Origin of the sequence: Streptomyces sp. NPDC101110, from assembly GCF_044759525.1 — a bacterium.
Taxonomy (GTDB): Bacteria; Actinomycetota; Actinomycetes; order Streptomycetales; family Streptomycetaceae; genus Streptomyces.
The window spans coordinates 47,610-71,797 of record NZ_JBIVZM010000014.1 but is presented as its reverse complement, the minus strand read 5'-3'; the positions used below and the strand labels follow the sequence as shown (position 1 = coordinate 71,797).

The window sequence follows — 24,188 nt, the reverse complement described above, 5'->3', positions numbered from 1 at the left end:
CGTAGCGCCGACCATGGCACATCCTGGTGGGAAGCGATTGGTGTCCGGTGCGTCCGTACCGGGAGGACGCGACATGGATGAGACAGCCGCCGTACCGGGCAGGCCGCGGTCCGCCGCAGGCCGGAGCCGGGACGGGGCTGAGGGCCGGGTACCGGGCGAGGACACCGGCCGGATCGAGGACGCCCTGACGTCCCCGCTGGTGGAGGCCGTGCGGGACCTCGACGGTTACGGCGGCCTGGTCTACCTGCGCTCCGGGGACCGGCGCTCTCTGGTGCTCGCGCTCGTCAGCGGAGTGCCCCGCTCGCTGCTCAGGAGCTGGTGGCGGGTGCCCGTGGGCGGTGCCCTGCCGATGGCGGAGGCCTACCGGCGCGACGAGACGCTGTGGCTTCCGGACGAGCGCGCCACCATGGTGCGCTTTCCGCACTTCACCGCCGGGCTCCCCTACTCCTTCGGCTCCGCCTACCAGCCCGTCCGGACCGGCGGCGAGGCGGTCGGGGTCCTGGTCGTGCTGCGCTCGGCGGCCCGGACGCCGATGGAGGAGGAAACGGTCACCCTCGCGCTGCGTCCCGCCGAACGTGCCATGGAGGAGGGCCTCGACCGCCTCGTCGCGGGCCGGGCGGGCCCGGACTCCGCCGCACCCCCCGTCGAGTACGACGACGAGCCGGTCAATGTGCGGCTGCCCACCTCGGCCGCCCACCCGGTCCGGGTCGGGCTCATCGACTGGGACCTGGACAGCGACCGCTGCACCGCGGACGACGACGCGCTCGCACTCCTGGGCATCGACCGGGCGGCCTACGGCGGCACCATCGCGGACGTCGAGGCCCGTGTCAGCCCCCACGACCTGCACGAACTGCGCGAGAGCCGGCACGACGCGCTGACCGCCGGCCGGGTCAGGTCCCGGCACTTCCGGGTCCGCGACGAGTCCCGGGGTGAGGAGAGGACCGGCTACCGGCCGGTCGAACTGTGGGGCCATCTCGTCGTGCAGGGCGGGGCCGGCTCCGCGCGGATCCTGGTGGGCGCCCTCGTCGACGCGGGGGGCGGCCTCACCGCGGCCGAGGCGGCCGAGCGGCTGCCCGACGGGATCTTCTCACTGGACCAGGACGGGCGGCTGACGTACGCCAACCGCCGCTGCGAGGAACTGCTCGGCTCCGGCCGGGAGGACCTCTTCGGCCGCTACCCCTGGGAGGTGGTCACCTGGCTGAGGGATCCCGCCTACGAGGACCGCTACCGGGCGGCGATGCTGTCGCAGGAGCAGGTGTCGTTCCTGGTGCGACGGCCCGACGGTAACTGGCTGGGTTTCGTGCTCTACCCGGACGTGCACGGGCTGACCGGCCGGGTCTCCCCGACCGGGCCGCCGACCGGTGCCGAGCAGGGGCCGCAAGCCGGTTCCGACGCGGCCGGGGACCCCGGTGCCCCCGCGCCGCCGCCCGCACCGGTGGCCACCGCGCGGGCCGGAGCGCTCTACCACGTGGTGCAGATGGCGAGCGTGCTCACCGAGGCGGTCACCGTGCAGGACGTCTGCCGGGCCGTGTCGGAGCAGTTGCTGCCCGCCTTCGGCGCCCGGGAGCTGGCCCTTTACACCGTCAGCGAGGGCCGGATGTACCTGCTGTGGGAGTCGGGCTACCCGGAGGGCTTCCTCACCCCGTTCGAGGGCGTCACTCTCGACACGCAGCTGCCCGGCGTCCACGCGCTGACCACGCGGCTCCCCCTGTTCTTCGAGTCGCCGGAGGAGCTGTCCCTCGCCTATCCGGGCATCACCCTGGACCGCATGCAGGCCTGGTCGTTCCTGCCGCTGATCGCCTCGGGCCGTTCCGTCGGGTCCTGCATCCTCGGCTGGGACGCCCCGCACCGGTTCACCCCCGACGAGCGGTCCGCCCTCACCGCGCTGAGCGGCCTGGCCGCCCAGGCGATGGAACGCGCCCGGCTGTACGACTCGGAGTCCGCCGTGGCCCGTGGCCTCCAGGAGGGACTCCTGCCGCACCGGCTGCCCCGCGTCGAGGGCCTGCGCACCACCGGCCGGTATCTGCCCGGCACGCAGGGCATGGCGATCGGCGGCGACTGGTACGACGTGATCACCACCGGACGTGGCGTGGCCCTGGTCATCGGGGACGTCGAAGGCCACAGTGTCGGCGCCGCCGCGGTGATGGGGCAGCTGCGCAGCGCGGTCCACGCCTTCGCTGCGAGCGAGCGCCCACCGCAGGAGGTCATCACGCACACCAACCGGCTGCTGAGCGAACTGGAGTCGGACGTCTTCGCCACCTGCTGCTACATCGAGCTCGACCCGGCCACCGGACGGGCCCTCGCCGTGCGGGCCGGCCACCCCCCGCCGCTGCTGCGCCACCCCGACGGGCGAGCCGAGTCACTGGATCTCGCGGGGGGCGTCATGCTGGGCGTGCAGCCCGACTCGGTCTACCCCGTCACGGCGCTCACCCTGGCCCCCGGCAGCGTGCTCGCCCTGTACACCGACGGGTTGGTCGAGCGGCCCGGCGACGACATCGAGGCGGGCATCGACGCGGTCCGGCGTCGTCTGTCGGAGACCCCGGCGGACTCGGTGGAGCACCTCGCCGACCGGCTGGTGGGAACGGCCCGGCGGGCCCGGGAGCGGCCGGACGACGTGGCTCTGCTGCTCACGGCGTACCGGTGAACGGGGTTCCGTACCCGGGCAGGCCGGCCGGTACGCGGGGCCGGGCGGGCGGACGGCCGTGCGAGGCGGCCCGGAGTACGGTGGTTTCGACCGGCGAGCAGGGCGGTGGTTGCGGTGGAGTGGCAGCGGTACGCCGAGCGGATGGCGTGGCTCGCCCGGGAACTGGCCGCGCAGGATTCGGTCCAGGCGACGCTGGACGCGATCTCGTCATCGGCGGTGCGGCTGATCGACGGCTGTGACGCCGCCGGCATCCTGGCGGTCACGAAGGGCCGGTCCGTGACGCTCTCCCTGTGCGGTGACATGGTCGCGGAGTCGGACCGGTTGCAGGGCGAGTTCGGCGAGGGGCCGTGCTTCGACGCCGCACGTCGCGTGGACGGGCAGCGGCTGTTCCGGATCGCCGACATGACCCGGCCGCAGCCGGACTGGCCGCGGTACAGCCGGGCGGCCCGTGACCTCGGGATCGGCAGCATGACCGGTGTCCTGCTGTACACCCACGAGGAGGACTTCGGCGCGCTGAACCTCTACTCGCGCCGTCCCGGGGCGTTCGGCGAGGACATCGAGGCCGCGGGCTGGCTGCTCGCCTCGCATGCCGCGGTGGCGCTGGCCACGGCCCGTACCGTGGACCAGCTGGAGCACGCGCTGGAGACCCGGCACGCCATCGGTGAGGCCATGGGGATCCTGATGGAACGCCATGAGCTGAGTGAGGACGAGGCCTTCGGTGTGCTGCGGCGCCTCTCCCAGGAGCACAATCTCAAGCTGCGGGACGTCGCCCGGCGGGTCAGGGCCGGTTCGCCGGAGGGTGGTTGATGTCTCATGCCGGACGGTCACCCAGCCGGGAGGCACGGAGGAGGAGCACCGTGATGTCGTCGGAGTGCTGTCCGGTGGGACTGGTGTGCCGGAGGAGCCGGTCGATGAGCCGTTCCAGGTCGTGGCCGTCGGCGGTGTCCAGGTGCGCGGCGAGGTCGGACGTGGTGCGGGTGGCGTCGGTGCCGGGGAGTTCGACCAGGCCGTCGGTGTAGAGGGCGAGGGTAGTGCCGGGCAGCAGGGGCACGGTGGTGACCGGGTAGTCGGTGCCGGTGTCGATGCCCAGCAGCGGGCCGGGCTCGACGTCGAGGACTCCGGCGGGGTGCCGGGCGTGGCGCAGCAGCGGCGGCACGTGTCCCGCGCTGGCGAGGGACGCCTGGTGGCGGCCCAGGTCGAGGTGGACGTAGAGGCAGGAGACGAGCAGTTCGGAGTCGAGGTCGGCCAGGAGCCGGTTGGTACGGGCGAGGACCTGGCCGGGTGCGGCCCCGGCGGTGGTGTGGGCGTGTATGGCGGTGCGGACCTGGCCCATGAGGGCGGCGGCGGCGATGCTGTGGCCTTCGACGTCGCCGATCACGGCGGCCGCACTCGTCTCGTCCAGGCGCAGGACGTCGAAGAAGTCTCCGCCCACCTCGGTGCCGTGGCCGGCGGGCAGGTAGCGGGCGGCGACGTCGAGGCCGGGCACGCGCGGCAGGGCCCGGGGCAGCAGGGTGCGCTGCAGCTCGTGCACGAGCCGGTGCTTGGTGTCGTAGAGCCGGGCGCGGTCGAGGGCCTGGGCTATCAGGCCGGACAGCGAGGTGAGGACGGCGCGTTCGTCGGCGGTGAAGGTGTGCGGCCGGGTGTACGACAGGATGCAGCAGCCGACCGGCCGGCCGGAGATGATCAGGGGCAGGAACGCCCAGGCCTGCTTGCCGCTGATCCGGGGTGCGCTCGGGTAGCTGGCGGCCAGTTCGTCGGGATCTGCGAAGAAGGCGGGGGTGCCGCTGGCGAGGACCTGGCCGGCGGGGGTGAGGTCGGTGTCCAGCCACAGGGCGTCGAGCCGCTCCAGGACGTCGGCCGGATAGCCGTGGTGGCCGGTGATCTTCAGCCGGCCCGCGTCGACTCCGGACAGCACCAGGCCCTGGGCGCCGAACGCGGGCAGGATCTGGTGGGCGATCAGTGCGACGAGGTCCCGCACGGTCACCGACTCGGTGAGCGCGGCGGCCAGGTGCACGAGCTGGTAGAGGCGTCCGGTCGGCGCCGCGGCGGGGGGCCGCCCGGCGGGGGGCGGCTCGGCCCCCTCCGTGCCCGGCAGGACGCGGACGCTGATGCCGCTGGCGTCGGGGTAGAGCTGAAAGGTCAGCGGCCGGTCCGGGGGGCGCAGCGCGGTGAAGGAGACCGGGGTACGGCTGATGATCGCCGTGCGGTAGTGGTCCTCGACGACGGGGTCGTCGAGCCAGGGCAGGGAGTGCCAGGGCCGGGTGCCGAGGAGACGGTCGGCGCCGCTGCCGAGGAGGCGGGCAGCGGTGTCGGTCGCGAACGTGATGCGGCCCTCCAGGTCGAGGGCCAGGGCGCCCTCGGGGAGGCGTTCGAGGTAGTCGGCGGCGGCCAGTCCGGTCTGCGCGGGGTGGCGTGCGGCGTCGATGGGGACGACGCGCGGCTGGTCGGGCAGGGACGGCGGCCGGGGGGCGTCGTCCAGGAGGCGGGCCATGCGGCGGGCGCTGGCGTCGATGTGACCGCGTTCGCGGGGTGTGACCTTGCGCGGCCGGCCGGCGGGCCACATCAGCACGAGGCCGCCCCAGGAGCGCCGTACGCCGGTCAGCGGGGCGGCGACCAGGGCGAACGGGTAGGGCAGGACGGCGGCGGCCCGGGGGTACCGGCGGGCCATGTCGTCCTGTCCGGCGACACTGACCAGTGCGTCGTCGTGGATGGCGTCGGCGACCGGGACGGGCGCGGTCAGGGGGAGCCGCTGCCAGGGGGCGGTGAAGGCCAACGGCAGACCGCACACTGCCACCAGGCGCAGCACCGGCTCCGCCTCGTCGATGAGGTAAAGGCCGCCGGTCGAGGCGCCGGTACCACGGACGGTGTCGGCCAGGGCCGCGCCAAGCTCGTCGTCCAGCGATCCGGCGCCGTCGGGGCGCTCCTCGGTCCGGGGCATGGTGTCCTCCCGCTCCTACCCGGACGCTACGCCTGCTGGAGCGCGCAGGCACGTCGTCCGGACGAGTGCCCGGTTTGCCGCCGGGTGTGCACACCCGGCGGCAGATCACGCCGCCGTGGGGGGGAGGAGGGACGGCCGTTTTCCACAACGGCCCTGCGGGCGGACGCCCGCTGGCAGAATCGGTGCCCCTGGACGGCATCGGGAGGCCGGCTTGCAGACGCTGACATCGCGGGACCCCCTGGCCGTCGCCGTCACCGATGCGATCCGGGGCGGGGACCTGCCCGGCCTCCGGCAACTGCTCGCCGACCACCCCGCGCTCGCCACCGCACGCATCACCGAGCGGGACGAGGAAGGCGGGGGCACCCGCAGCCTGCTGCACATCGCGACCGACTGGCCTGGGCACTTCCCCCGCGGTCCCGAGGTGGTCGCGGTCCTGGTCGCCGCCGGGGCCGACCCGATTCGAGGGCGCGCACACGGAGACGCCACTGCACTGGGCGGCAAGCAGCAACGACGTGCCGGTGCTGGACGCGCTCGTCGCGGCGGGGGCCGACATCGAGGCGCCCGGCGCGGTGATCGGCGGAGGCACCCCGCTCGCCGACGCCCGGGGGTTCGGCCAGTGGCGTGCCGCGCACCGGCTGGTCGAACTGGGCGCGCGCGTCACCCTCCAGGACGCGGCCACGCTCGGCCTGCTCGACCGGGTCCGGGCGTACGTCGAGGCGGACGAGCCTCCGTCAGCGGACGACATCACCAGCGCGCTCTGGGGTGCCTGCCACGGCGGGCACCTCCGGACCGCGCAGTACCTCCACCGGCACGGCGCCGATCCGGGCTGGTGCGGCTACGACGGCATGACCCCGCTCGACATCGCCCGCGCCCAGGACGCCGACGACGTCGTGCGGTGGCTGCGCGGCCTTCACGCGCGGCGCTCCTCGTAGCGCCGCGTCCGCGCGGGGCGGCTCACAGGCAGTAGCGCACGAGCCATTCGTCCTGGTTGTACGCGGTGCGCGCCGGGTCGGGCACACTGGCCGCCCGCTCCTCGACCATGTCCTCCACACGCACCGGCTCCGGCAGTGTCCCGAAGCGGGCGCGGCGGGCGGCGCCCTCCGCCTCGCTCCCCTGCTGTGACGTCGCCTCGTCCACGGCGATTCCCCTCTCCGGCTGGTCGCTCCGACCGTTCGGCCCTTGGTGGGCAAAGGGTTGACGTGCGAGCGGGGCTCTTGGTTCCCGTGGCGCCGATCGGTTTCGGCGACGAACCGGATTGTTCGACCCTACGAACTTCGCACCCGCCGGTTTCCCTCGCGATCCCATAGTGATAGGAAACCTTCCTATCAGTTCTGCACGGCCCGCTCTTCCAAACCCCCACTCTGCTTGGAGGCACCGTGAGACACCCCTCGGTCCCGGCTTCGCGCCGCACCGTTCTGGCGCTGTTCGGCGCGGCCCTCGCCGCCACCCCGCTCCTGAAGCCGCCGCACGCCACGGCGTCCGGGCTCGCGCTCGGGCTCGACGACCCGGCGAAGAAGGAGATCGCCATGCAGCTCGTGTCGAGTGCGGAGAACTCGTCGCTCGACTGGAGGGCGCAGTACCAGTACATCGAGGACATTGGAGACGGCCGCGGCTACACCGCCGGCATCATCGGCTTCTGCTCCGGCACCGGCGACATGCTGGACCTCGTCGAGCTCTACACCGCCCGCAAGCCCGGCAACGTCCTCGCGAAGTACCTCCCGGCCCTGCGCGACGTCGACGGCTCCGACTCGCACGACGGGCTCGACCCCGGCTTCCCCGGCGACTGGCGCCGAGCGGCGCGCGACACCGCCTTCAAGCGCGCCCAGGACGACGAGCGCGACCGGGTCTACTTCGACCCGGCGGTCGCGCAGGGGAAGGCGGACGGGCTGCGGGTGCTGGGCCAGTTCGCCTACTACGACGCCATCGTCATGCACGGCGACGGCGGCGACTCGACGAGCTTCCGCAACATCCGCAGGCGTGCCCTGCGGACGGCGAAGCCGCCGGCGCAGGGCGGCGACGAGGTGACGTACCTCGACGCCTTCCTGGACGCGCGGGTGTGGGCCATGAAACAGGAGGAGGCGCACAGCGACACGAGCCGGGTCGACACCGCCCAGCGCGTCTTCCTGCGTGCCCGCAACCTCGATCTGGACCCGCCGCTGGACTGGAAGGTCTACGGAGACGGCTACCACATCGGCTGACACCGCGGCCCGGGCGGGAATTGGTCCACCAAGCAGGCGCGCAAGTGGACTCCTTCCCGGGCCGCCCGGCTCCCTAGCGTCGTCCCCATGAACACCACGACCACGCGCGGAGCCCTGCTCGCCGCGCTCGCCTGCGTCCTCGTCGGAGGGTCCTTCACGGCCAACAGCGTGCTGGGCGGCTATCCGTACGCGGGCGGCCAGTTCCTGCGCTACGGCCTGGCCTGTCTGCTGCTGTTCCCCGTGGCCGGGAAGGACGCCGCCGACCGCCTTCGGGGCCTGGCACCCCGTCAGTGGGTCCGTCTGGCCCTGCTCGCCGCGGTCGGCATGGTCGGCTACAACCTGGCCGTCATCGCCGCCGAACGCACCGCGGAACCGGCGGTGCCCGGCGTGTTCGTGGGCTGCGCACCGGTGGCCGTCGCCGTGCTCGTGCCCCTCCTGGACGGGCGCAGGCCCCAGCGGGCGGTGCTGTACGGGGCGTCGCTCGTGGCCGTCGGCGCCTTCACGGTCCAGGGCTGGGGACGTACTGACGGCATGGGCATCGCCTTCTCCGTGTGCGCCCTCGCCAGGGAGGTCGGGTTCGCCGTACTCGCCGTTCCCGTACTGCGGCCGCTCGGGCCCCGGTTGCTGGCCGCGACGGTGTGCGCGGTCGCCGCGGCGGAGTCCGCGGCGGTCGGGCTCCTGGCCGACGGCACCGGCTGGCTGCGGCTACCGGACGGCGTCGAGACGGCCGCGCTGCTGTGGCAGGCGGTGGTGGTCACCGTGGTGGGCTTCGTGTGCTGGTACATCGGCATGCAGCGGATCGGCGCGGAACGCGCCACCCTCTTCTCCGGCCTGATCCCGGTGGCGGCGGCCTGCACCGCACCGCTCGTCGGCACGGGCTCCTACGGACTCGCGCAGGCGGCGGGCAGCGCGCTGGTGGGGCTCGGTGTGGCGTTCGGGTCGGGAGCGCTCAGGCGGGCGCGGCCCGGGCGCCGGGTGCCGGGCGGGCCTTTCGGGGGAACGGCCGACCCGGGTCACCGGGAGTCCGCGTGCCTGAAAGGCCGGAGTGATCCCGCGCGCATCTAATGGACGGCACTGACCTCCCGGCCGACACAGGAGACGACGTCCATGCCGCACAGCCGCACCGGTGACGGGGACCAGAAGGCCGCACGCGGGGGTGTGCTGCGGCGGCTCGGCGAGTGGTGCGCACGCCACTGCGTGATCGTCATCATCGCCTGGCTCGTGGCCCTGGTGGCCCTCCAGGTCGTCAACCGTGAGTTCGGCGGGGAGTACTCCGACAATTTCAGCCTGCCCCAGGCGCAGGCCCAGAAGGGCCTGGATGTGCTGAAGGCACACGATCCCCAGGCCGGCGGCTACAGCAGCCAGATCGTGCTGCACGACGACCAGCAGCCCCTGACCGCTTTGAGCTCCCAGATCTCCACCACCGTCGCCGACCTGGAGAAGCTCCCGCACGTCCTGTCCGCCCAGAACCCGCTGTCCGCCCCGGCCACGCCGAGCGGTCAGCAGAACGTCGGGCCGCTGTCGGACGACAAGGAGACGGCCTACATCACCGTCCGTTTCAACGTGCAGCCCTCGACACTCGGCGACGACTACCTCAATGGCGTCGACACCGCCGTGCAGCCGCTGCGGTCGGCCGGGGCGGAGGTCGAGTACGGCGGACCGCTCGGCGAACTCGCCCGGCCCTCCGCCGACGACCGGGTGAGCGAGCTGATCGGTTTCGGCGTGGCGGTCATCGTGCTGCTCGTCGGGTTCGGAAGCGTGATCGCCGCCGTCGTCCCGCTGCTGAGCGCGCTGATCAGCGTCGTCGGCGGGCTCGCCATCCTCGGGCTTCTCGCGGCGGCCTTCACCTTCGCGACGGTCTCACCGACCCTGGCCACGATGATCGGCCTCGGTGTCGGCATCGACTACGCCCTGTTCATGCTCACCCGGCACCGGCAGAACCTCATCGACGGCATGGACCCGGTACGGGCCGCGGGCCAGGCCGCGAGCACCAGCGGCCACGCCGTCCTCGTCTCGGGCTGCACGGTGATCATCGCCCTGGCGGGCCTGTCCGCGTCCGGGGTCTCCTTCATCTCCCTGCTCGGTGTCGCGGCCGGCGTCACCGTCGTCTCGGCCGTCGTCGGCGCGCTCACCCTGGTGCCGGCCCTGCTCGGCTTGATCGGCCGGCACATCGACCGCTTCCACGTGCGTCCGCCCATCGCCGAGACCGAGGCCGGGGCCGGTGACACGCCGCAGGGCACCTGGCACCGGTACGCACAGCGGGTGGAGCGCAGACCGCTGACGTTCCTGTCGGCGGGCGTAGCCGTGGTCGTGGTTCTCGCGATCCCGTTGTTCTCCATCCAGCTCGGCCACATCGGTGACGGCGCCGACCCGACCTCCTTCACCGACCGACGGGCCTACGACCTGATGGCCGACGCGTTCGGGCCCGGCTCCAACGGCCCGCTCACGGTCGTCATCGACCAGACGAACGTGTCCCAGTCGCAGCGCTCCGCCCTGGCCTCGAAGGCCCAGCAGTCACTCGACAAGGTGCAAGGCGCCGCCGTCGTCACCCCCCTGACGCCCACGCAGGACGGCGACCTCCTGATCGGCACGGTCTACTCGACCAAGTCCCCGCAGAACCAGACGACCACGGACCTGACCAACCGTCTCGTCGACGACACGCTGCCGGACGTCGTCGAAGGCACGGACGCCAAGGGATACGTCACCGGTACGACGGCGACGCAGGTCGACTTCCGGAACATCGTCGCCTCCCAGCTGCCCGTGATCATCGCCGTCGTGGTGGGGCTGGCGTTCCTGATCATCCTGGCCGTGTTCCGGGGGCTGCTCGTCGCCGTCAAGGCGGCCGTGCTGAACGTGCTGTCGATCGCCGCGTCGTACGGCGTGGTCGTCGCGGTCTTCCAGTGGGGCTGGGGCGGTCCCGCCCTCGGGGTCCACGGCAAAGTGCCGATCGAGAGCTACGTGCCGATGATGATGTTCGCCATCGTCTTCGGCCTCAGCATGGACTACGAGATCTTCCTGCTGTCCCGCGTCCATGAGGCGTGGCTGCGCACCGGTGACGCGAAGGGATCGGTGGCGCACGCCCTGGAGATCACGGCCCGGGTCATCACCTGTGCCGCGCTGATCATGGTGAGCGTGTTCGCGGCGTTCCTCCTGAGCGACAACATCGTGGTCAAGATGCTCGGGCTCGGCCTGGCCGTCAGTGTGCTCATCGACGCGACCGTCGTACGGCTGCTCATGGTGCCGGCCGTGATGACGCTGCTCGGGCGGCACGCCTGGTGGATGCCGCGGTGGCTGGACCGGGTGGTGCCGCACATCGACGCCGAGGGCGCGAGGTCCGAGGTACGTCCGGCACCGTAGCGGATGGGGGTCCGGGGGACGGCGGAGCGCAACGGAAGCGGCGGCGGGATCCGGTGGGATCCCGCCGCCGCTCGTGGCTCACGTCCGGCCGGCTCCTAGCCGCGCCTCACCCGGCGCAGCACGACGAAGCCCGCGATGACCAGGACGGCACCCGCCGCGGCCGGCCAGAGCTGGGCTCCGGTGTCGGCCAGGCCTCCCTGGCCGACCGCCTGCGGCTCGGTCCGGGACGGGGCCGACGGGTTCGGTGCGGCGCTGGTCGCCGTGCCGACTGCCTGGGACTCGCCGATGGTGTCCGAGTCGTCGCCGTCGTCCTTCGCACCGCCGCCCTGCTCGGCGCCGTTGCCGCCGTCGGCGGACTCGGTCGCCTTCACCTCGGGCCGGGGGGCGCCGGAAGCGGTGGACGCGTCCCCGGGCTCGGGCTTGTCCGCCGGAGGCTTCGGGGCCTCACCCTTGCCGTCGCCGCCGTCACCCTTGCCGTCGCCGCCGTCGCCCTTGTCGCCGGGCTTGCCGCCGCCGTCGCCGTTCTGCGGGGCGTCGGGCGTCTTCGTCGGCTCCTCCTGCGGGGCCTCGGGCGACTTGGTGGGCTCCTCCTGCGGTGCCTCCGGCGACTTGGTGGGCTCCTCCGCAGGCTCCTCGCCCGGCGCCGGGTCCTGCCCGCCGTCCGCTCCGGCCCCGCACTTACGGCCGTCGTTGATGCAGTCGACCATCTCCCCCATCAGATCCTCGTCGAAGATGTTGATGAAGTCGCCGTGGTCCGTGACCGGCTTGTGCAGCTGCTCCGGGAAGGAGTCGACCGCGAACAGCGGTGTCGTACGGCCGCCGTCCTGGAGGCTCGGCGCGTCGACGTCGTAGACGATGCGCTGGACGAGCTGCGGGATGGGGCGGAAGCCGGAGGGGCAGTTCCCGGCGGCGTCCGCGAACGCCACGTGGGTGCGGTGGTTGGCGCTGTCGATGTTGCGGCCGTCCCAGCAGCTCTGGAACTTGAAGGTCCGCACGACGTCGCTGCCCTGCGGGCACAGCGGGTACTTGTCCTTCAACTGCCGGTCCTCGAAGCCGGTGCAGCTCCAGGAGGCGTTCGCGTTGGCGGGGCCGTTGACGAACGACTTGGCGTCGCCGGTGATGATGCGCAGCAGCCGCGGCATGGCGGTGACCTTCTCGCGCGGGTTGCCCACGAACGTCAGCGTGACCTGCTTCGGCGTCACGATCTCGCCGGCGTTGCCCTCGATGCCGCCGCCGGGCTTGTCGGCGTCCTGCTCCTTGGCGCCGTTCTGCAGGCGGATCACGGGCCAGTAGTAGGACGACTTGTCGCCCTGATCCTCGCAGCTGGTCCCGGCCTTCGCGAGTTCCTGGTCGCTGGCGAAGGCGTTGTTGCCCTGGTTGCCGACGTAGTCGTGGAAGTGGTGGGCGCCGTTGGTGACTCCCGGGGCGGCGATGATGTTGTCCGAGTTGAACAGCCCGTTCTCGTTCACACCGCAACTGGTGGCGAAGGAGCCGCGGGAGGCGTTGCCCTCCGGCCGGGGGGTGTTCACATTGGGCTGGACGCTCTTGATGTCGGCGAAGTCGGCGGCGACGGGGCCGTTGCCCGCCTGCCCGCCGTTGGCGCCCTGGCCCTGGCCGTTCTGCTGGCCCTGGCCTGCCTGCCCCTGCTCCTGGCCGGGCTGCTGGGTGGCGCCGGCGTCCTGGCCCTCGCCCTGCGGGGTGGCCTGGTTGCCGTCCTGGACGGTGCAGGCGGCGAGGGCCTCCAGTCCTTCGGGGCGGTCACCGACGCGGTCGATGGCGATCGCGATGCGCTCGAGGGTCGCGGCCCGCTTCTCCTTCAGCGGGTTCACGACCGCGTTGTCGGCGAATCCGGGATCCTGCTGTGTCTGTTGCGCCGATTCGCTCAGTTGCTGGTAGGCCTTGGCGATCTGCTCGTCCAGCAGGGCGAGTTCCTTGTCGACCTCCCCCCGGGCCTGCTCGGGGACCGAGGTCAGCTTGCTGCCGACGTCGGGGCAGTCGATGGTGGCGCCGGTCCGGACCCCCGTGCCGGATCGTGTCTGGGCGGCGTCGGCGCCCGAACCACCGCCCGTGGCCGAGGCGTAGACGTTCGCGGCCATCAGCCCGCCTCCGCCGAGGATCAGTGCGAATGCGGCGAAGGTCGCGCGTCGTGGGCCTGTAGGGCGTCTTCGCGTGTTGCGTCCCAAGGGTGCTCTCCTGCGCTTGTGGCGTGCGGGCATGAAAATCCCCTCGCCCCATACGTACGGGAGCATCAGCGTGTTCACTCACGTCGAAAATTTTCGGAGAACTCTCATGCAGGCCGGGCGTTCCCGGGCCCCGCCGGACGCGCTGTCCGGCGGGGAGGCGCAGGTCAGCGGAAGTTCACGTCACTGCACACGAAGTAGGTCCGGTCCATGTGCGAGGCCTGCCAGATCGTGTACACGACGCGCCGGCCGCTCAGCCCCGAAGTGCTGACGGGGATCTCGTGGTTCTGACTGGGCGCATACCTGCCGGTGCGCTTGACGAGCCGGAGCTCGTTCCTGGTGGGGTCGCAGCCCTGCCGCGTGACGTACACCAGGAAGTAGTCGGCGCCATGACCGGCCTGGCCGTACAGCTTCACCACCGTTCCAGTTCCACATGGCGTTGGCGTCGGCTCGTCACGCCTGCCAGCACATGGGGTCCTGCTGGGCCATCGCGGGGTTCAGGTGGTCGTTGCCCCAGCGCAGCCAGCAGCCGTGGTTGCGGGAGGCCGGATCGACGACCGAGCCGTGGGCGGCGGCGGTGCCACTGAACGGGATGAGGCCGAGCAGCACGGCGACCGGCACGTTCAGGGCGAGCGTCAGGCGGGACCCGGGCCGGGACGACGGAAGGTCATGGCCATGACAATTCATGATCCCCCTTTCGGGGTTTAAGCGGCGATGCATGCTTCGGGGTGTTTTCGCTGATGTTTCGAAGTGGGAGCGCTCCCATTCTGCACAGACTGCGCCCGTCGGTCACGGGTCGGCAATGTGTGTTCGCGCCACTTCCCCATCGGTCAGAGCCGATCGAGCTCCTTCGTGGAGCGCCCGAGGAAGGTGGCCTCGCCCGGCTCGGGGACGTCGATCTCCGCGAAGCCCAGCCGGTCGTAGAAGGCCCTGGCCCGGGTGTTGGCCTTCGACATCGCCAGGTGGACGGCGGGCACTCCCGCGTCCTGGAGCGCTTGCAGGAAGGTCCGCATCAGGCGGCGCCCGTACCCGCGGCCCTGCCATGCGGGCAGCAGGTCGATGTGCAGATGAGCGGGGTGGCCCGCCAACTCGGGCAGCACCATCCGTTCGGGGTGGTGCAGCATGGCCGCCAACGCCTCCTCCGGAGTGCGCGGGGGGCCGGGCGGTTCCGGGTACCGGTCGGCCACCAGGGGCAGCCACCCGGTCCGGAAGGCCTCGGCGAAGCGCCGGGTGTCGGCCGTACCCAGGACGTAACCGACCGCCTCTCCCCGCCCGTCGTCCAGCACGAAGACCAGCTCCGGTTCCAGATGGACGTACGGTGCCGCGAAGGTCGCCGGGAAGATGCCCGGATCCTCGTAGTGGGGGCGGCTGTCCTCGCCGTGGTGGGCGGTGCGGACGCAGATGTCGTCCAGGGCCGGACGGTCCTCGGGGCGGTAGCGGCGGACGGCGGGTGCGGTGGTCATGGCGGCAACGTGCCCGTGGGAGCGCTTTCTCAACACGTTGTGCGGGCCGGACTTGCACCTGCGCGGCTTAAGGCTTCGACCCGGGGTTACCCGTCTCACATGGTGAAGCTGCATATTCCTGGACGAAAAGAGCACGCCGAGTCCGAGGCCCCGCCTCCGGAGGGCCCGCCCTCGGGGTCCGCGGCGGATCGCCGGGGAACGGCGGAGGCGGACCGTAGGGAGACCGTCGATGCGGTCCGTGGCGGCTCCTCCGGGGCCGGACGCGAGGAGGCCGCCGAACCGGAGCGCCGGGAAACCGTCGGAGCCGGACGCGATACGACTGCCGAAGCGGATCGCCGGCAGGCTTCCGTCGAGGAGCGCCGGGAGGACGCCGCCGCTGCCTTCGACGAGCCGGGACCGGACCCCTCGGTGGAGCGCGCCGCGCCGGACTCGCCGACCGAGCTGCCCCGGAAGTCGTGGGGCGCTGTCCTGAAGGGCAGTGTGCGGGAGTTCAAGGACGACGAGCTCACCGACCGCGCCGCCGCACTGACCTATTACGGCGTGCTGGCGATGTTCCCCGCGCTGCTGGTGCTGGTGTCGATGCTGGGCCTCACCGGCCGGTCGACCACGGACAAGGTCACGGAGAACGTCCGCGAGCTCGTACCCGGCTCGGCGGGGGACATCATCACCCGGGCCGTCGACCAGTTGCAGGGCAACGCCGGCGTCGGCTCGCTGATGGCGATCCTCGGTCTGGTACTGGCCGTGTGGTCGGCGTCCGGCTATGTGGGGGCGTTCATCCGCTCCGCCAACGCCGTCTACGACATGCCCGAGGGCCGGCCGGTGTGGAAGCTGCTGCCGATGCGGGTGGGCGTGACAGTCGTGCTGCTGGTGATGGCCGTCATCAGCGCGCTGATCGTGGTGTTCTCGGGCGGGCTGGCGCAGCAGGCCGGAGACGCCCTGGGGATCGGCGACACCGCGCTGACGGTGTGGTCGATCGCCAAGTGGCCTGTCCTGGTCCTGTTGGTCGTGAGCATGATCGCGATCCTGTACTGGGCGGCGCCGAACGCCAAGGTGAAGGGGTTCCGCTGGATCACCCCGGGCAGCTTTCTGGCCCTGCTGATCTGGATGGTCGCGTCGGTCGGCTTCGCGGTCTACGTGGCCAACTTCGCCTCGTACAACAAGACCTACGGCACGATGGCCGGTGTCATCGTCTTCCTGGTCTGGCTGTGGATCACCAATCTGGCGATCCTGCTCGGCCTGGAGTTCGATGCGGAGACCGTGCGCCAGCGCGCCATCGCCGGCGGGCATCCGCCGGAGTCCGAGCCGTACACCCAGCCGCGGGACACCCGGGCGTGGGACGAGGAGGACCGGCGCCGGCTGGAAGAGACCTGACCCGCGGCGGTGGTCAGCCCATGCGTCCGGCGGGGCGCTCAGCCCATCAGTCCGGCGGCGACCGTCGCGCCCAGTTCCCAGCACCGTTCGAGGTCGCCCTTGTCCGGCTCGCCGGTCACGGTCACGACCTCGGCGGCGCGGCGCCAGCCGAGGCCCGTCGTGACCGACTCGATGCCGCGCACCGCTCCGGTGACGTCGTTGCCGCCGTGCACCCAGTAGCCGAAGGGGCGGCCGCGGGTGGCGTCCAGACAGGGGTAGTAGACCTGGTCGAAGAAGTGCTTGAGGGCGCCGGACATGTAGCCGAGGTTGGCGGGGGTGCCGAGCAGGAAGCCGTCGGCCGCGAGGACGTCGGAGGCGGTGGCGGACAACGCGGGCACGCGGACGATCCGGACGTCCTCGATGTCGGGGTCCGTCGCCCCGGAGACGACCGCTTCGAACAGCGCCTGGCAGTTCGGCGACGGCGTGTGATGAACGATCAGCAAGGTGGCCACGGCACCCGACCTTGCCGTTCGGGCGCTCGTCACGCAAGCCCGGGCCCCGTCACCGCGTGCGGTGACGGGGCCCGGTCGTCGCTGTCGCTCAGCGGTTTCCGCGACGGCGGATCAGCAGGACGGCCACCGCGAGGGCACCCACGCCGGCCAGCAGGGCCGCCCGGTGGTCGCGTACCGACTGCGGGGCTTTGTCCTGCCAGACCTGCTCGGCCTGTGCGGCCTTCTCCTTGGCGCCCTGAGCAGCCAGGGCGCCCTTCTGCTTCACGGGCTCGGGCAGCTTCTCCTCCACGGTGTGGGCGACGTGCGCGGCCTTGGCCCTGGCCTGCCCGCTCCACTCCTGGGCCTTCGCCCCGGCCTGTTCCCTGACCGCGACGGCCTTCTCCCGGGCGCGGGTCTTGACGTCGGCCCGGTCCGCCAGGGCCTGGACGGTGTCACCCAGTTCGTGGCGGGTGTGCTCGACCTGCTCGCGCAGCTCCTCCTGGCTGCGGGCGGTCGGCTCGTCGTGCGGGGGCTGGGTCATCGCTGTGCACTCTCCTTGATCTCGGCCACGTCGGCCTTCACGCTGTCGATGGTCTGCTGCGGGGCGGGCGGAGCGGCGCTGCGCACTTCCTTGCGGCCGGCCAGTGCCGTCAGGCCCGTGGCGACGGCCAGCACGCCGGTGACGATCAGCGCCGCCGCCCACACCGGCAGCGGAACGGCCAGGGCGGCGATCGCCGTGGCCACCAGGGCCTGCAAGGTGACGAAGCCGAGCACGCCGGCCCCGCCGAACAGGCCGCCGCCCTTGCCGAAGCGTTTGCCCTTCTCGGTCATCTCCGCCTGCGCGAGGCGCATCTCGCCCCGCACCAGGTCGGTCAGTTGCTCGGTGGCCCGTTGCACCAGCTCGCCCACCGGTTCGTCACCGGCCGTCGGCGCGCTCCCCGGGCGAGAAGCGGCGGGGGCCGTGCGGTGCGTGTCCTCCATGGCGATCACCTCCCGGTCCGTAGTTCCCGGCCGGGTACCAGACAGAGCGGAAAAGACACCTGGTCGGACGAGTTGCGCCGGCGATGAGTGAGCGGCGCGAGATCTGGTACCCGTCCCCCCGCTCACGTACGAGGCTCACGTACGAGAAAGGGAGGTACCGCCTTGTCGCAGGTAGAGGAATCCATCGAGGTCCGCGTGCCGGTGCACACCGCGTACAACCAGTGGACGCAGTTCGAGTCCTTCCCCCAGTTCATGGACGGCGTCGAGCGCATCGAGCAGCGCACCGACACGCTCACGCACTGGGTGACGAAGGTCGGCGGACAGCCGCGGGAGTTCGACGCGGAGATCACCGAGCAGGTCCCGGACGAGCGGGTCGCCTGGACCACCGTGGGCGGTGAGGCGCGGCAGGCCGGTGTGGTGACGTTCCACCGCATCCAGGACGACACGACCAAGGTCATGCTGCAGATGGACTTCGACCCGAGCGGTGTGGCCGAGACGGTCGGCGACAAGCTGGGCTTCGTGAAGCGGCAGGTCTCCGGTGACCTGAAGCGGTTCAAGCAGTTCATGGAGGCGCGCGGGACGGAGACCGGCGCCTGGCGCGGCGAGGTCTGACCGGGTGTGAGGAGGCCGCCACCACTGCTCGTGGTGGCGGCCTCCTGCCGTGTGCTCACTCCCTGCGGCGCCGCTGCTCGTGTTCGTTCCCCTGCGAGTCCCTACGTCGCCACCGGGGCGGCGATCCCGCTCTGGAAGAGGTGCCGGGTCCGGCGGCTCAGGTCGTTGAGGCGCAGGGCGAGTTGCGCCGCGGCGTCGTAGAGGGCGTGGACGGCCCGGAGTCGTTCGAGGCGGGGTGCCAGGGCCGACAGGGCGATGGCCAGGGCGACTCCGGCCCAGGCCACGGGCCCGAGCGGGGTGCAGCCGAAGAAGTGACTGACGCCGGGGGTCTGGACGAGGGCCGCGAGGACGGCGGCCGAGCCGAGGGCCGTCACCCACACCAGAGTGCTGTGGCGCCGCCCGGAGAGGGTCTGCACGAGCTGGGCGCCGACCACACCGCACAGGGCCATGGTGGTGGACCGTCGTTCGGTGCCGGGGGTGAGCCGGCCGATGAGGTACGCCGTGACCGCGCCGAGGCAGGTGGTGATGCCGCGGCGGCGGATCGAGCGCAGCAGGGGCGCCCCGAGGACGTCGAGGCCCATCGGGCCGGTCGCGGCGTGCTCCGCGGTGGAGGGGTCGCTGCTGGGCGTGACCGCCACGGCCATGGCCGGGAACATGTCGGTGAGCAGGTTGACCAGCAGCAGCTGACGGGTCGACAGGGGTGACGCCCCGGCCAGCAGGGTGCCGAGGACGCTGAAGCCGACCTCACCGGCGTTGCCGCCGATGAGGATGCTCACCGCGTCGGCGACGCTGCGCCACAGGGCACGGCCCTCGGCGACCGCGTCCACGAGGACGGACAGGTCGCCGGTGGTGAGCACGAGGTCGGCGGCGTTGCGGGCGGCCGCCGAGCCGCGTGACTCGACGCCGACCCCGACGTCGGCCGCACGGATGGCGGCGGCGTCGTTGGCGCCGTCACCGGCCATCGCCACGACCCGTCCGGCCTGTTGCAGGGCCTCCACGACGTGCAGCTTCTGCTCGGGCGCGACCCGTGCGACGACGCCCGCGCCGTGCAGGACCCGGACGCGTTCGCGGCGTCCCATGGCGACGAGTTCGTCGCCGGTCACCGCCTCGGTTTCCTCCGGCCAGCCCAGCTGCAGGGCGATGGCGCGTGCGGTCTCCGGGTGGTCGCCGGTGAGCATGACGGGCAGGATGCCGGAGCGGCGCAGTTCCGCGAGCAGGGCGTGCGAGGTGTCGCGCGGGACGTCGGCGAGGGCGACGAAACCGCTGAACTCCAGGTCGGCGAGCGGCGCGTCGAGTTCGGCCTCGGCGTCGTCGGACCGGCAGGGGCGGCGGGCCACGGCGAGGAGGCGCAGCCCCTGCCCCGCCAACTCGTGGGCGGTGTCCGAGGCGTGGCCGGGCAGGTCCCGGCAGGCGGGCAGGATCGTCTCCGGGGCGCCCTTGACGACGAGGAGTTCACCCATGTCCGGGTCGCCGTCGCGGCCCACCGCGGCGGCGTAGCCCCGGCGGGTCTCGAAGGGCAGCTCGCCGGTGGGCGCCCAGTCCGGGTCGGGCGGGGCCGCGTCGAGGACGGCCTCGTCGGTGGCGTGCGCGACGCGGCGGCCCTCGCCGGTCTCCTCCGGGGGGCAGGCGCGCGCGGCCAGCCGCACGATCGACGCGGCCCGTTCGTCGTCCGTGGCGAGGACGGTGCCGTCGGCGGTGGCGACGCGGACCAGGCGCAGTCTGTTCTCGGTGAGGGTGCCGGTCTTGTCGAAGCAGACGGTGTCGACCCGGCCGAGCGCCTCCAGGGTGCGCGGGGTGCGCACCAGGACGCCGCGGCGGGACAGTCGGCGGGCTGCCGCCATCTGCGCGACGGTGGCGACGAGCGGAAGGCCCTCCGGCACGGCGGCGACCGCGACCGCGACCCCGCCGCTGACGGCGCGCCGGACGGGGCTGCCGCGCAGCAGCGACAGCCCGGTCACGGCGGCGCCGCCGGTGAAGGTCACCGGCAGGGCCTTGCGGGTCAGTTCCTGGAGGCGGGCCTGGACGCCGGCGGGGGGCGGGGTGCGGGCGGCGAGGGTGACGGCCCGGCCCGCCTCGGTCTGGTCGCCGGTGTCCACGACGAGGGCGGCGGCCCGTCCGGCCACGACGGTGGTGCCCTCGAAGACCATGCAGGTGCGCTGGGCCACCGGAAGGCCGGGGGTGGCGTCGATGCTCTTGGTGACCGGCAGCGACTCGCCGGTGAGCGCCGACTCGTCGACCTCCAGGCCCTCGGCCTCCAGCAGCCGGGCGTCGGCGGGCACGACGTCGCCGGCGCCGAGGCTGATCTCGTCGCCGGGCCGCAGTCGCGCGGCGTCGACGGTGACCGTGTGTCTGCGGCCGTCCTGCTTGCGGGCCTTGGGCTGCTGCCGGGCGGCGAGCCGGGCCAGGGCCTGTTCGGCGCGCAGCCGCTGAAGCCCGCCGGTCACGGCGTTGAGATCCATGGCGCCGACGACGAGCAGCGCGTCGACGACCGAGCCGAGCAGCGCCGAGGCGACGGCGCCGGTGGCGAGGACGGGGGTCAGCGGGTCGTCGAGTTCGCGGCGTACGGCACCGGCCGCCTGCCACGTCCAGCGAGCCGGGGCGAGAGCCGGGTGACCGGTCAGACGCCGGGCCTGCTGCCGGGAGCGGTCGGCGAGGAGGGAGAGGCCCCGGGGCTCGCCGTCCCCGTCGGTGCGGGTCAGCCGGTCGCGGGCCTCGTGGGGTTCGAGGGCGTGCCAGGGGATGTGCAGCCGGGGCGGGGGCGGAGTGGCCCGGGCGACGCGGACGGCCTCGAGCCAGCCGGTGAGCAGGGCGTTGGCGGCGGCGATGTTGACGGGGGCGTGCCGGGTGAGCGGCCACAGCAGGTGGCGGCCCGGGGGCTGCCCGCCGCGGGCGACCAGGAGCCCGGAGAGGGCAGCTCCGGCGCGGGCCAGGGTCTGCGACCGGCGTCCGACGCGCCGGGCCGCGGGGATCGCCGTGAGCAGCCGCCACACGTCGGCGAGGCCTCGCGGGGCCAGCACGTCGACGCCCCAGGAGACGGCCGACCGTCCGTCGGTGAGGGCGATGGCCACGTCACCGGCGGGCAGCCCGGCCGCAAGGTTTCCCTCGCCGGACTCGTCCAGGCGGGCGACGGTCACGACGACGCGCCCCTCGGCCTGCAGGGCGCGTACGACGTCGGCGAACGGCTCGGCGCTCGGGGCGACCTCGTCGGCGAGCCGGGTGATGTCCTTCAGGTCGGAGCCGCCCGCGATCACGACGTGCAGCCCGGCGCGGCGGGCGGCGTCCAGGACGGCCTCGGCGAAGGGGTGCACCGGGTCGTCGGGCAGGCCGTCGTCGGTGTCGTCCTGCCGCAGGCTGCGCAGGGCGTCGGCGTGCAGGACGAGGGCGTCGGCGATCTCCAGTTGCCGCAGGCGCTCTCCGTTGCGCAGCAGGATTCCGTCGTGGGCGAGGAAGGTGCCGAGGGTCGCGCCGAAGGCGGCCGGTCCGTATCGGGCCGCCTTCGGGGAGCCGGCGAGGACGGCCTCGGCGGCGTCCCGGGCGCTGTGCGTGACGAGGAGTGTGGCGGCGGCGCCGGCGAGGCTGCCCGTGCTGGCGTGGGAGGCGTACGCGGCGGCGGGGGTCACCTTGAGGGGCGGCCGGGCGTCCTCGGGGCAGGCCACACTGGTGCGCCGGTGGTGGCAGACGTCGTCGTGCAGCGCCTCGAAGGTCGCGGCCCTGGCCACCGCCTCCGTGAGCTGGTTGCCGCGCAGGATGCCGTCGAGCACGAGGGCCAGCGGGGTCTGGCCGATGCCGTGGGCGGCGGCGTTGGCGGCGGCGAGGACGAGTTCCATGCCGGACGTGCCGAATCGCTGCCGGAGCATGGCCCGGAAGCGGGGGTTCTCGCGCAGGAGCGTGACCGTGGCGGTGACGACGCGCGAGGTGGGCGGCAGTCGCAGTGACCGGCCGGCCAGGGCACCGGCCGCGCCGGCGGCGTCCAGCAGGATCGCCGCCGCGGTGACGCGCACCTCGGCGGGGTCGCCGGGGTGGCTGGTGTCCCGGAGGTTCGGGTCGACGCCCTCCGCCAGGCCCAGGCGGGTGGCGAGGGCGGTGGCCCGCTCGGTGACACGGTCGGTGGCGGCGTCCTCGGCCACGGTGACCACCAGGCGGCCCAGCCCTCCGTCCCAGTACGCGGTGAGGACGTCCGGGTGCTCGACCAGTTCCTCGGCGACCCGGTGCGCGAGTGTCCCGATGTCCCCGTCGGGGTGCCGCAGCGCGAGGTGGAGGCGCTGCCCGGCCTTCCAGTGCTGTCCGCCGGTCAGGGCGTTGCGTGCGACGTTGCGGACGCGGCGCGTGGTGTCGTAGGCGGACGTCACGGACCGGGCGGTGCCGCGGGCGGCGCCTGCCGCGGCCCCGGCCATGGCCCCGACCAGCGGGGTGATGTCGAACGCTGTGAGCATCTGCGGTCGCCCCGGTTCAGCCGGTGGAGCGGCTGTCGTGCCCGTGCGGCTGCTCCTCGCCATGGTGCGCGGTGGCCTCGGCGACCTGCTTCAGGGCGGAGGCGGTGGCGGTGTCACCGACTTTGGCGGGCTGTTCGTGGACGTGCTGTTCCGGCCGCTCCTGCCGGTGGTGGGAGGGGGCCAGCCTGCCGCCGGGGCCGTACACGGAGGTGTCCTCGTCCTGGGGGGCGGTCCTGCCGGAGCGGCGGTCGCCCGGTGTGCCGGTGCGTGTTCCGCCGTTCGTCGACGCGCCGTCGGGTTGCTGTCCGGGCCGCGGCCGGGTCAGCCAGGCGACGGCCGCCCCGGTCACCGCCACCGGCCACTCCACCACTCCGGCCACGCCGAGCACCCCGGCGCCGGCGTAGACGGCCATCCGGCGGCCGCGCGGCGAGATGGCGCCGATCCTGTCGAGCGTGCCCGTGGCCGCCCTGCCCACACGCTCCGCGCCCGGCAGGTGTCGCAGGCCCGAGGCGACGGCCCGCAACGGCTGCGGAAGATCGGACGAACGTGATGTCTCCTGGTTCATGGCGACCTCCACAAGCGCGTTGCCCAACGGTGCGATCCGGTTTTCCCGTCTTTCGCCCTATATTCCGTCGTTGCCACGGTATGCGCTTGTATTGTTCGGCCGCTGCTCTGTTCGGCCGCGCCGTCGGTCCTGTGCGGCAGTTACGTCGGTGGTCCTGGCCGGCCGCACGTCAGCCGCCGGTGCGCGGAAGCCGTCCGTGTCGGGTCGGGAGCGCCGGGTACCCAGTGCAGGCACACAGGCCGTCTCGGTCCGGACACCGCACGGGAGCGGAGCGTCCGGCGCGGCGAAGGAGTGGTCATGACGCAGAACGGTGATGACGCGACGCTCGTCCGGCGACCGGGGATCCCCGACCTCCGGACGGCACCGGACGGTGCCGAGCCCGCGCCACCACAGGACCCGCAGGCGGACCAGCCGCTGCAGGAACTCCCCCAGGACCGCAACCAGGCGCTCCTGGAGGCGGCGAAGCAGGTCGGCGCCCTGCTGAAGCGCAAGGGGCACCTGTTCGCGCTGGCCGGCAGCGTGGCCGCGTACGCCCATGGCGGCGAGAAGAACCTGCAGCACGACGTCGACTTCGCGATCCGCCCCGAGGACGCGGAAGCGGTGGCGGCCACGCTCCACGAAGCCGGACTGACGGTCTACACCCCGCCGGAGGACTGGCTCATCAAGGCCACCTGCTTCGGCCAGCCGGTCGACATCATCTTCGAACTGGCGCACCGGCCCGTCGGCGCGGACATGCTGGAGCGGGCGCAGGAGCTGTCGGTCGACTCGGTACGCATGCCCGTGCTGGCCCCTACCGACCTGCTGTGGAGCCTGACCGCCGCGTTCTCGGAGCACCACTGCGACTTCGGGGCGGCCCTGCCCATCGCACGCGCGCTGCGGGAGAAGGTCGACTGGGAGAAGGTCCGGCGCGAGTGCGGGGACGAGCCCATGCCCGCGGCCTTCTTCTTCCTCCTGGAGCGCCTGAACGTCATCTGAA

At 73.0% G+C, this 24,188-nt stretch carries 18 protein-coding genes and 1 pseudogene; 9 read left to right on the top strand and 10 right to left on the bottom strand.

Going from position 1 to position 24,188, the window contains the following annotated elements; genetic code table 11:
* The first annotated feature begins 73 nt into the window (after positions 1–73).
* Together ACIQU3_RS28850 and ACIQU3_RS28845 are read left to right on the top strand one after the other, a co-directional pair.
* Entirely contained in the window at positions 74–2,644 is a 2,571-nt protein-coding gene (locus ACIQU3_RS28850) for a SpoIIE family protein phosphatase (protein WP_403928401.1), read from the top strand.
* Positions 2,645–2,785: 141 nt separating this feature from the next.
* Positions 2,786–3,451, top strand: coding sequence for a GAF and ANTAR domain-containing protein (locus ACIQU3_RS28845; RefSeq protein ID WP_403928640.1), 666 nt, complete (start codon positions 2,786–2,788; stop codon positions 3,449–3,451).
* Between the two features lie 4 nt (positions 3,452–3,455).
* Here the strand turns inward: ACIQU3_RS28845 and ACIQU3_RS28840 are convergent, their stop codons facing one another.
* Positions 3,456–5,582, bottom strand: a complete 2,127-nt coding sequence (locus ACIQU3_RS28840; RefSeq protein WP_403928399.1) for a SpoIIE family protein phosphatase — start codon at positions 5,580–5,582, stop codon at positions 3,456–3,458.
* A gap of 512 nt (positions 5,583–6,094) precedes the next feature.
* Between ACIQU3_RS28840 and ACIQU3_RS28835 the strand changes: the two genes are divergently transcribed.
* Positions 6,095–6,514, top strand: coding sequence for an ankyrin repeat domain-containing protein (locus ACIQU3_RS28835; RefSeq protein ID WP_403737134.1), 420 nt, complete (start codon positions 6,095–6,097; stop codon positions 6,512–6,514).
* A gap of 22 nt (positions 6,515–6,536) precedes the next feature.
* Here the strand turns inward: ACIQU3_RS28835 and ACIQU3_RS28830 are convergent, their stop codons facing one another.
* Positions 6,537–6,719, bottom strand: a complete 183-nt coding sequence (locus ACIQU3_RS28830) for a hypothetical protein (RefSeq protein WP_030853560.1) — start codon at positions 6,717–6,719, stop codon at positions 6,537–6,539.
* A gap of 239 nt (positions 6,720–6,958) precedes the next feature.
* On the opposite strand from ACIQU3_RS28830, the gene ACIQU3_RS28825 reads away from it, so the two are divergent.
* From ACIQU3_RS28825 to ACIQU3_RS28815, 3 genes are all read left to right on the top strand, one after another.
* Positions 6,959–7,780: a chitosanase gene (locus ACIQU3_RS28825; RefSeq protein WP_403737126.1), complete on the top strand. Its 822-nt coding sequence runs from the start codon at positions 6,959–6,961 to the stop codon at positions 7,778–7,780.
* An 87-nt stretch (positions 7,781–7,867) separates the two neighbouring features.
* The gene (locus tag ACIQU3_RS28820; RefSeq protein ID WP_403928396.1) at positions 7,868–8,845 is read left to right on the top strand and encodes a DMT family transporter; all 978 of its coding nucleotides are present in this window, start codon (positions 7,868–7,870) and stop codon (positions 8,843–8,845) included.
* A gap of 42 nt (positions 8,846–8,887) precedes the next feature.
* Complete coding sequence (locus ACIQU3_RS28815; protein ID WP_403737120.1) at positions 8,888–11,137, top strand: MMPL family transporter; 2,250 nt, start codon at positions 8,888–8,890, stop codon at positions 11,135–11,137.
* A 95-nt stretch (positions 11,138–11,232) separates the two neighbouring features.
* On the opposite strand, the gene ACIQU3_RS28810 is transcribed toward ACIQU3_RS28815, so the two are convergent.
* The 3 genes and pseudogenes from ACIQU3_RS28810 to ACIQU3_RS28800 form a co-directional block, all read right to left on the bottom strand.
* The gene (locus tag ACIQU3_RS28810; protein WP_403928393.1) at positions 11,233–13,233 is read right to left on the bottom strand and encodes a DUF1996 domain-containing protein; all 2,001 of its coding nucleotides are present in this window, start codon (positions 13,231–13,233) and stop codon (positions 11,233–11,235) included.
* Between the two features lie 251 nt (positions 13,234–13,484).
* Positions 13,485–14,004 (bottom strand): annotated as a pseudogene (locus tag ACIQU3_RS28805) (lytic polysaccharide monooxygenase).
* A gap of 143 nt (positions 14,005–14,147) precedes the next feature.
* Entirely contained in the window at positions 14,148–14,780 is a 633-nt protein-coding gene (locus ACIQU3_RS28800; RefSeq protein ID WP_403928390.1) for a GNAT family N-acetyltransferase, read from the bottom strand.
* 99 nt (positions 14,781–14,879) lie between these two features.
* Between ACIQU3_RS28800 and ACIQU3_RS28795 the strand changes: the two genes are divergently transcribed.
* Complete coding sequence (locus tag ACIQU3_RS28795; protein WP_403743990.1) at positions 14,880–16,151, top strand: YihY/virulence factor BrkB family protein; 1,272 nt, start codon at positions 14,880–14,882, stop codon at positions 16,149–16,151.
* Positions 16,152–16,189: 38 nt separating this feature from the next.
* Here ACIQU3_RS28795 and ACIQU3_RS28790 read toward each other — a convergent pair whose 3' ends face one another.
* From ACIQU3_RS28790 to ACIQU3_RS28780, 3 genes are all read right to left on the bottom strand, one after another.
* Entirely contained in the window at positions 16,190–16,642 is a 453-nt protein-coding gene (locus ACIQU3_RS28790) for a flavodoxin family protein (RefSeq protein WP_403743988.1), read from the bottom strand.
* 88 nt (positions 16,643–16,730) lie between these two features.
* Entirely contained in the window at positions 16,731–17,162 is a 432-nt protein-coding gene (locus ACIQU3_RS28785) for a DUF3618 domain-containing protein (RefSeq protein ID WP_403743986.1), read from the bottom strand.
* Positions 17,159–17,602 carry a phage holin family protein gene (locus ACIQU3_RS28780; protein WP_403743984.1) on the bottom strand — a complete coding sequence of 148 codons (444 nt, stop codon included), beginning with the start codon at positions 17,600–17,602 and terminating at the stop codon, positions 17,159–17,161. The genes ACIQU3_RS28785 and ACIQU3_RS28780 overlap by 4 nt, the downstream gene beginning before the upstream one ends.
* Before the next feature lie 162 nt (positions 17,603–17,764).
* On the opposite strand from ACIQU3_RS28780, the gene ACIQU3_RS28775 reads away from it, so the two are divergent.
* The gene (locus ACIQU3_RS28775; RefSeq protein ID WP_403743983.1) at positions 17,765–18,214 is read left to right on the top strand and encodes an SRPBCC family protein; all 450 of its coding nucleotides are present in this window, start codon (positions 17,765–17,767) and stop codon (positions 18,212–18,214) included.
* Between the two features lie 101 nt (positions 18,215–18,315).
* On the opposite strand, the gene ACIQU3_RS28770 is transcribed toward ACIQU3_RS28775, so the two are convergent.
* Together ACIQU3_RS28770 and ACIQU3_RS28765 are read right to left on the bottom strand one after the other, a co-directional pair.
* Positions 18,316–22,647 carry a cation-translocating P-type ATPase gene (locus ACIQU3_RS28770; RefSeq protein ID WP_403743981.1) on the bottom strand — a complete coding sequence of 1,444 codons (4,332 nt, stop codon included), beginning with the start codon at positions 22,645–22,647 and terminating at the stop codon, positions 18,316–18,318.
* A 16-nt stretch (positions 22,648–22,663) separates the two neighbouring features.
* On the bottom strand, positions 22,664–23,212 hold the full coding sequence (locus ACIQU3_RS28765) for a hypothetical protein (RefSeq protein ID WP_403928387.1): 549 nt from the start codon (positions 23,210–23,212) through the stop codon (positions 22,664–22,666).
* Positions 23,213–23,509: 297 nt separating this feature from the next.
* Between ACIQU3_RS28765 and ACIQU3_RS28760 the strand changes: the two genes are divergently transcribed.
* On the top strand, positions 23,510–24,187 hold the full coding sequence (locus ACIQU3_RS28760; protein WP_362050310.1) for a nucleotidyltransferase family protein: 678 nt from the start codon (positions 23,510–23,512) through the stop codon (positions 24,185–24,187).
* Position 24,188: the final 1 nt, after the last annotated feature.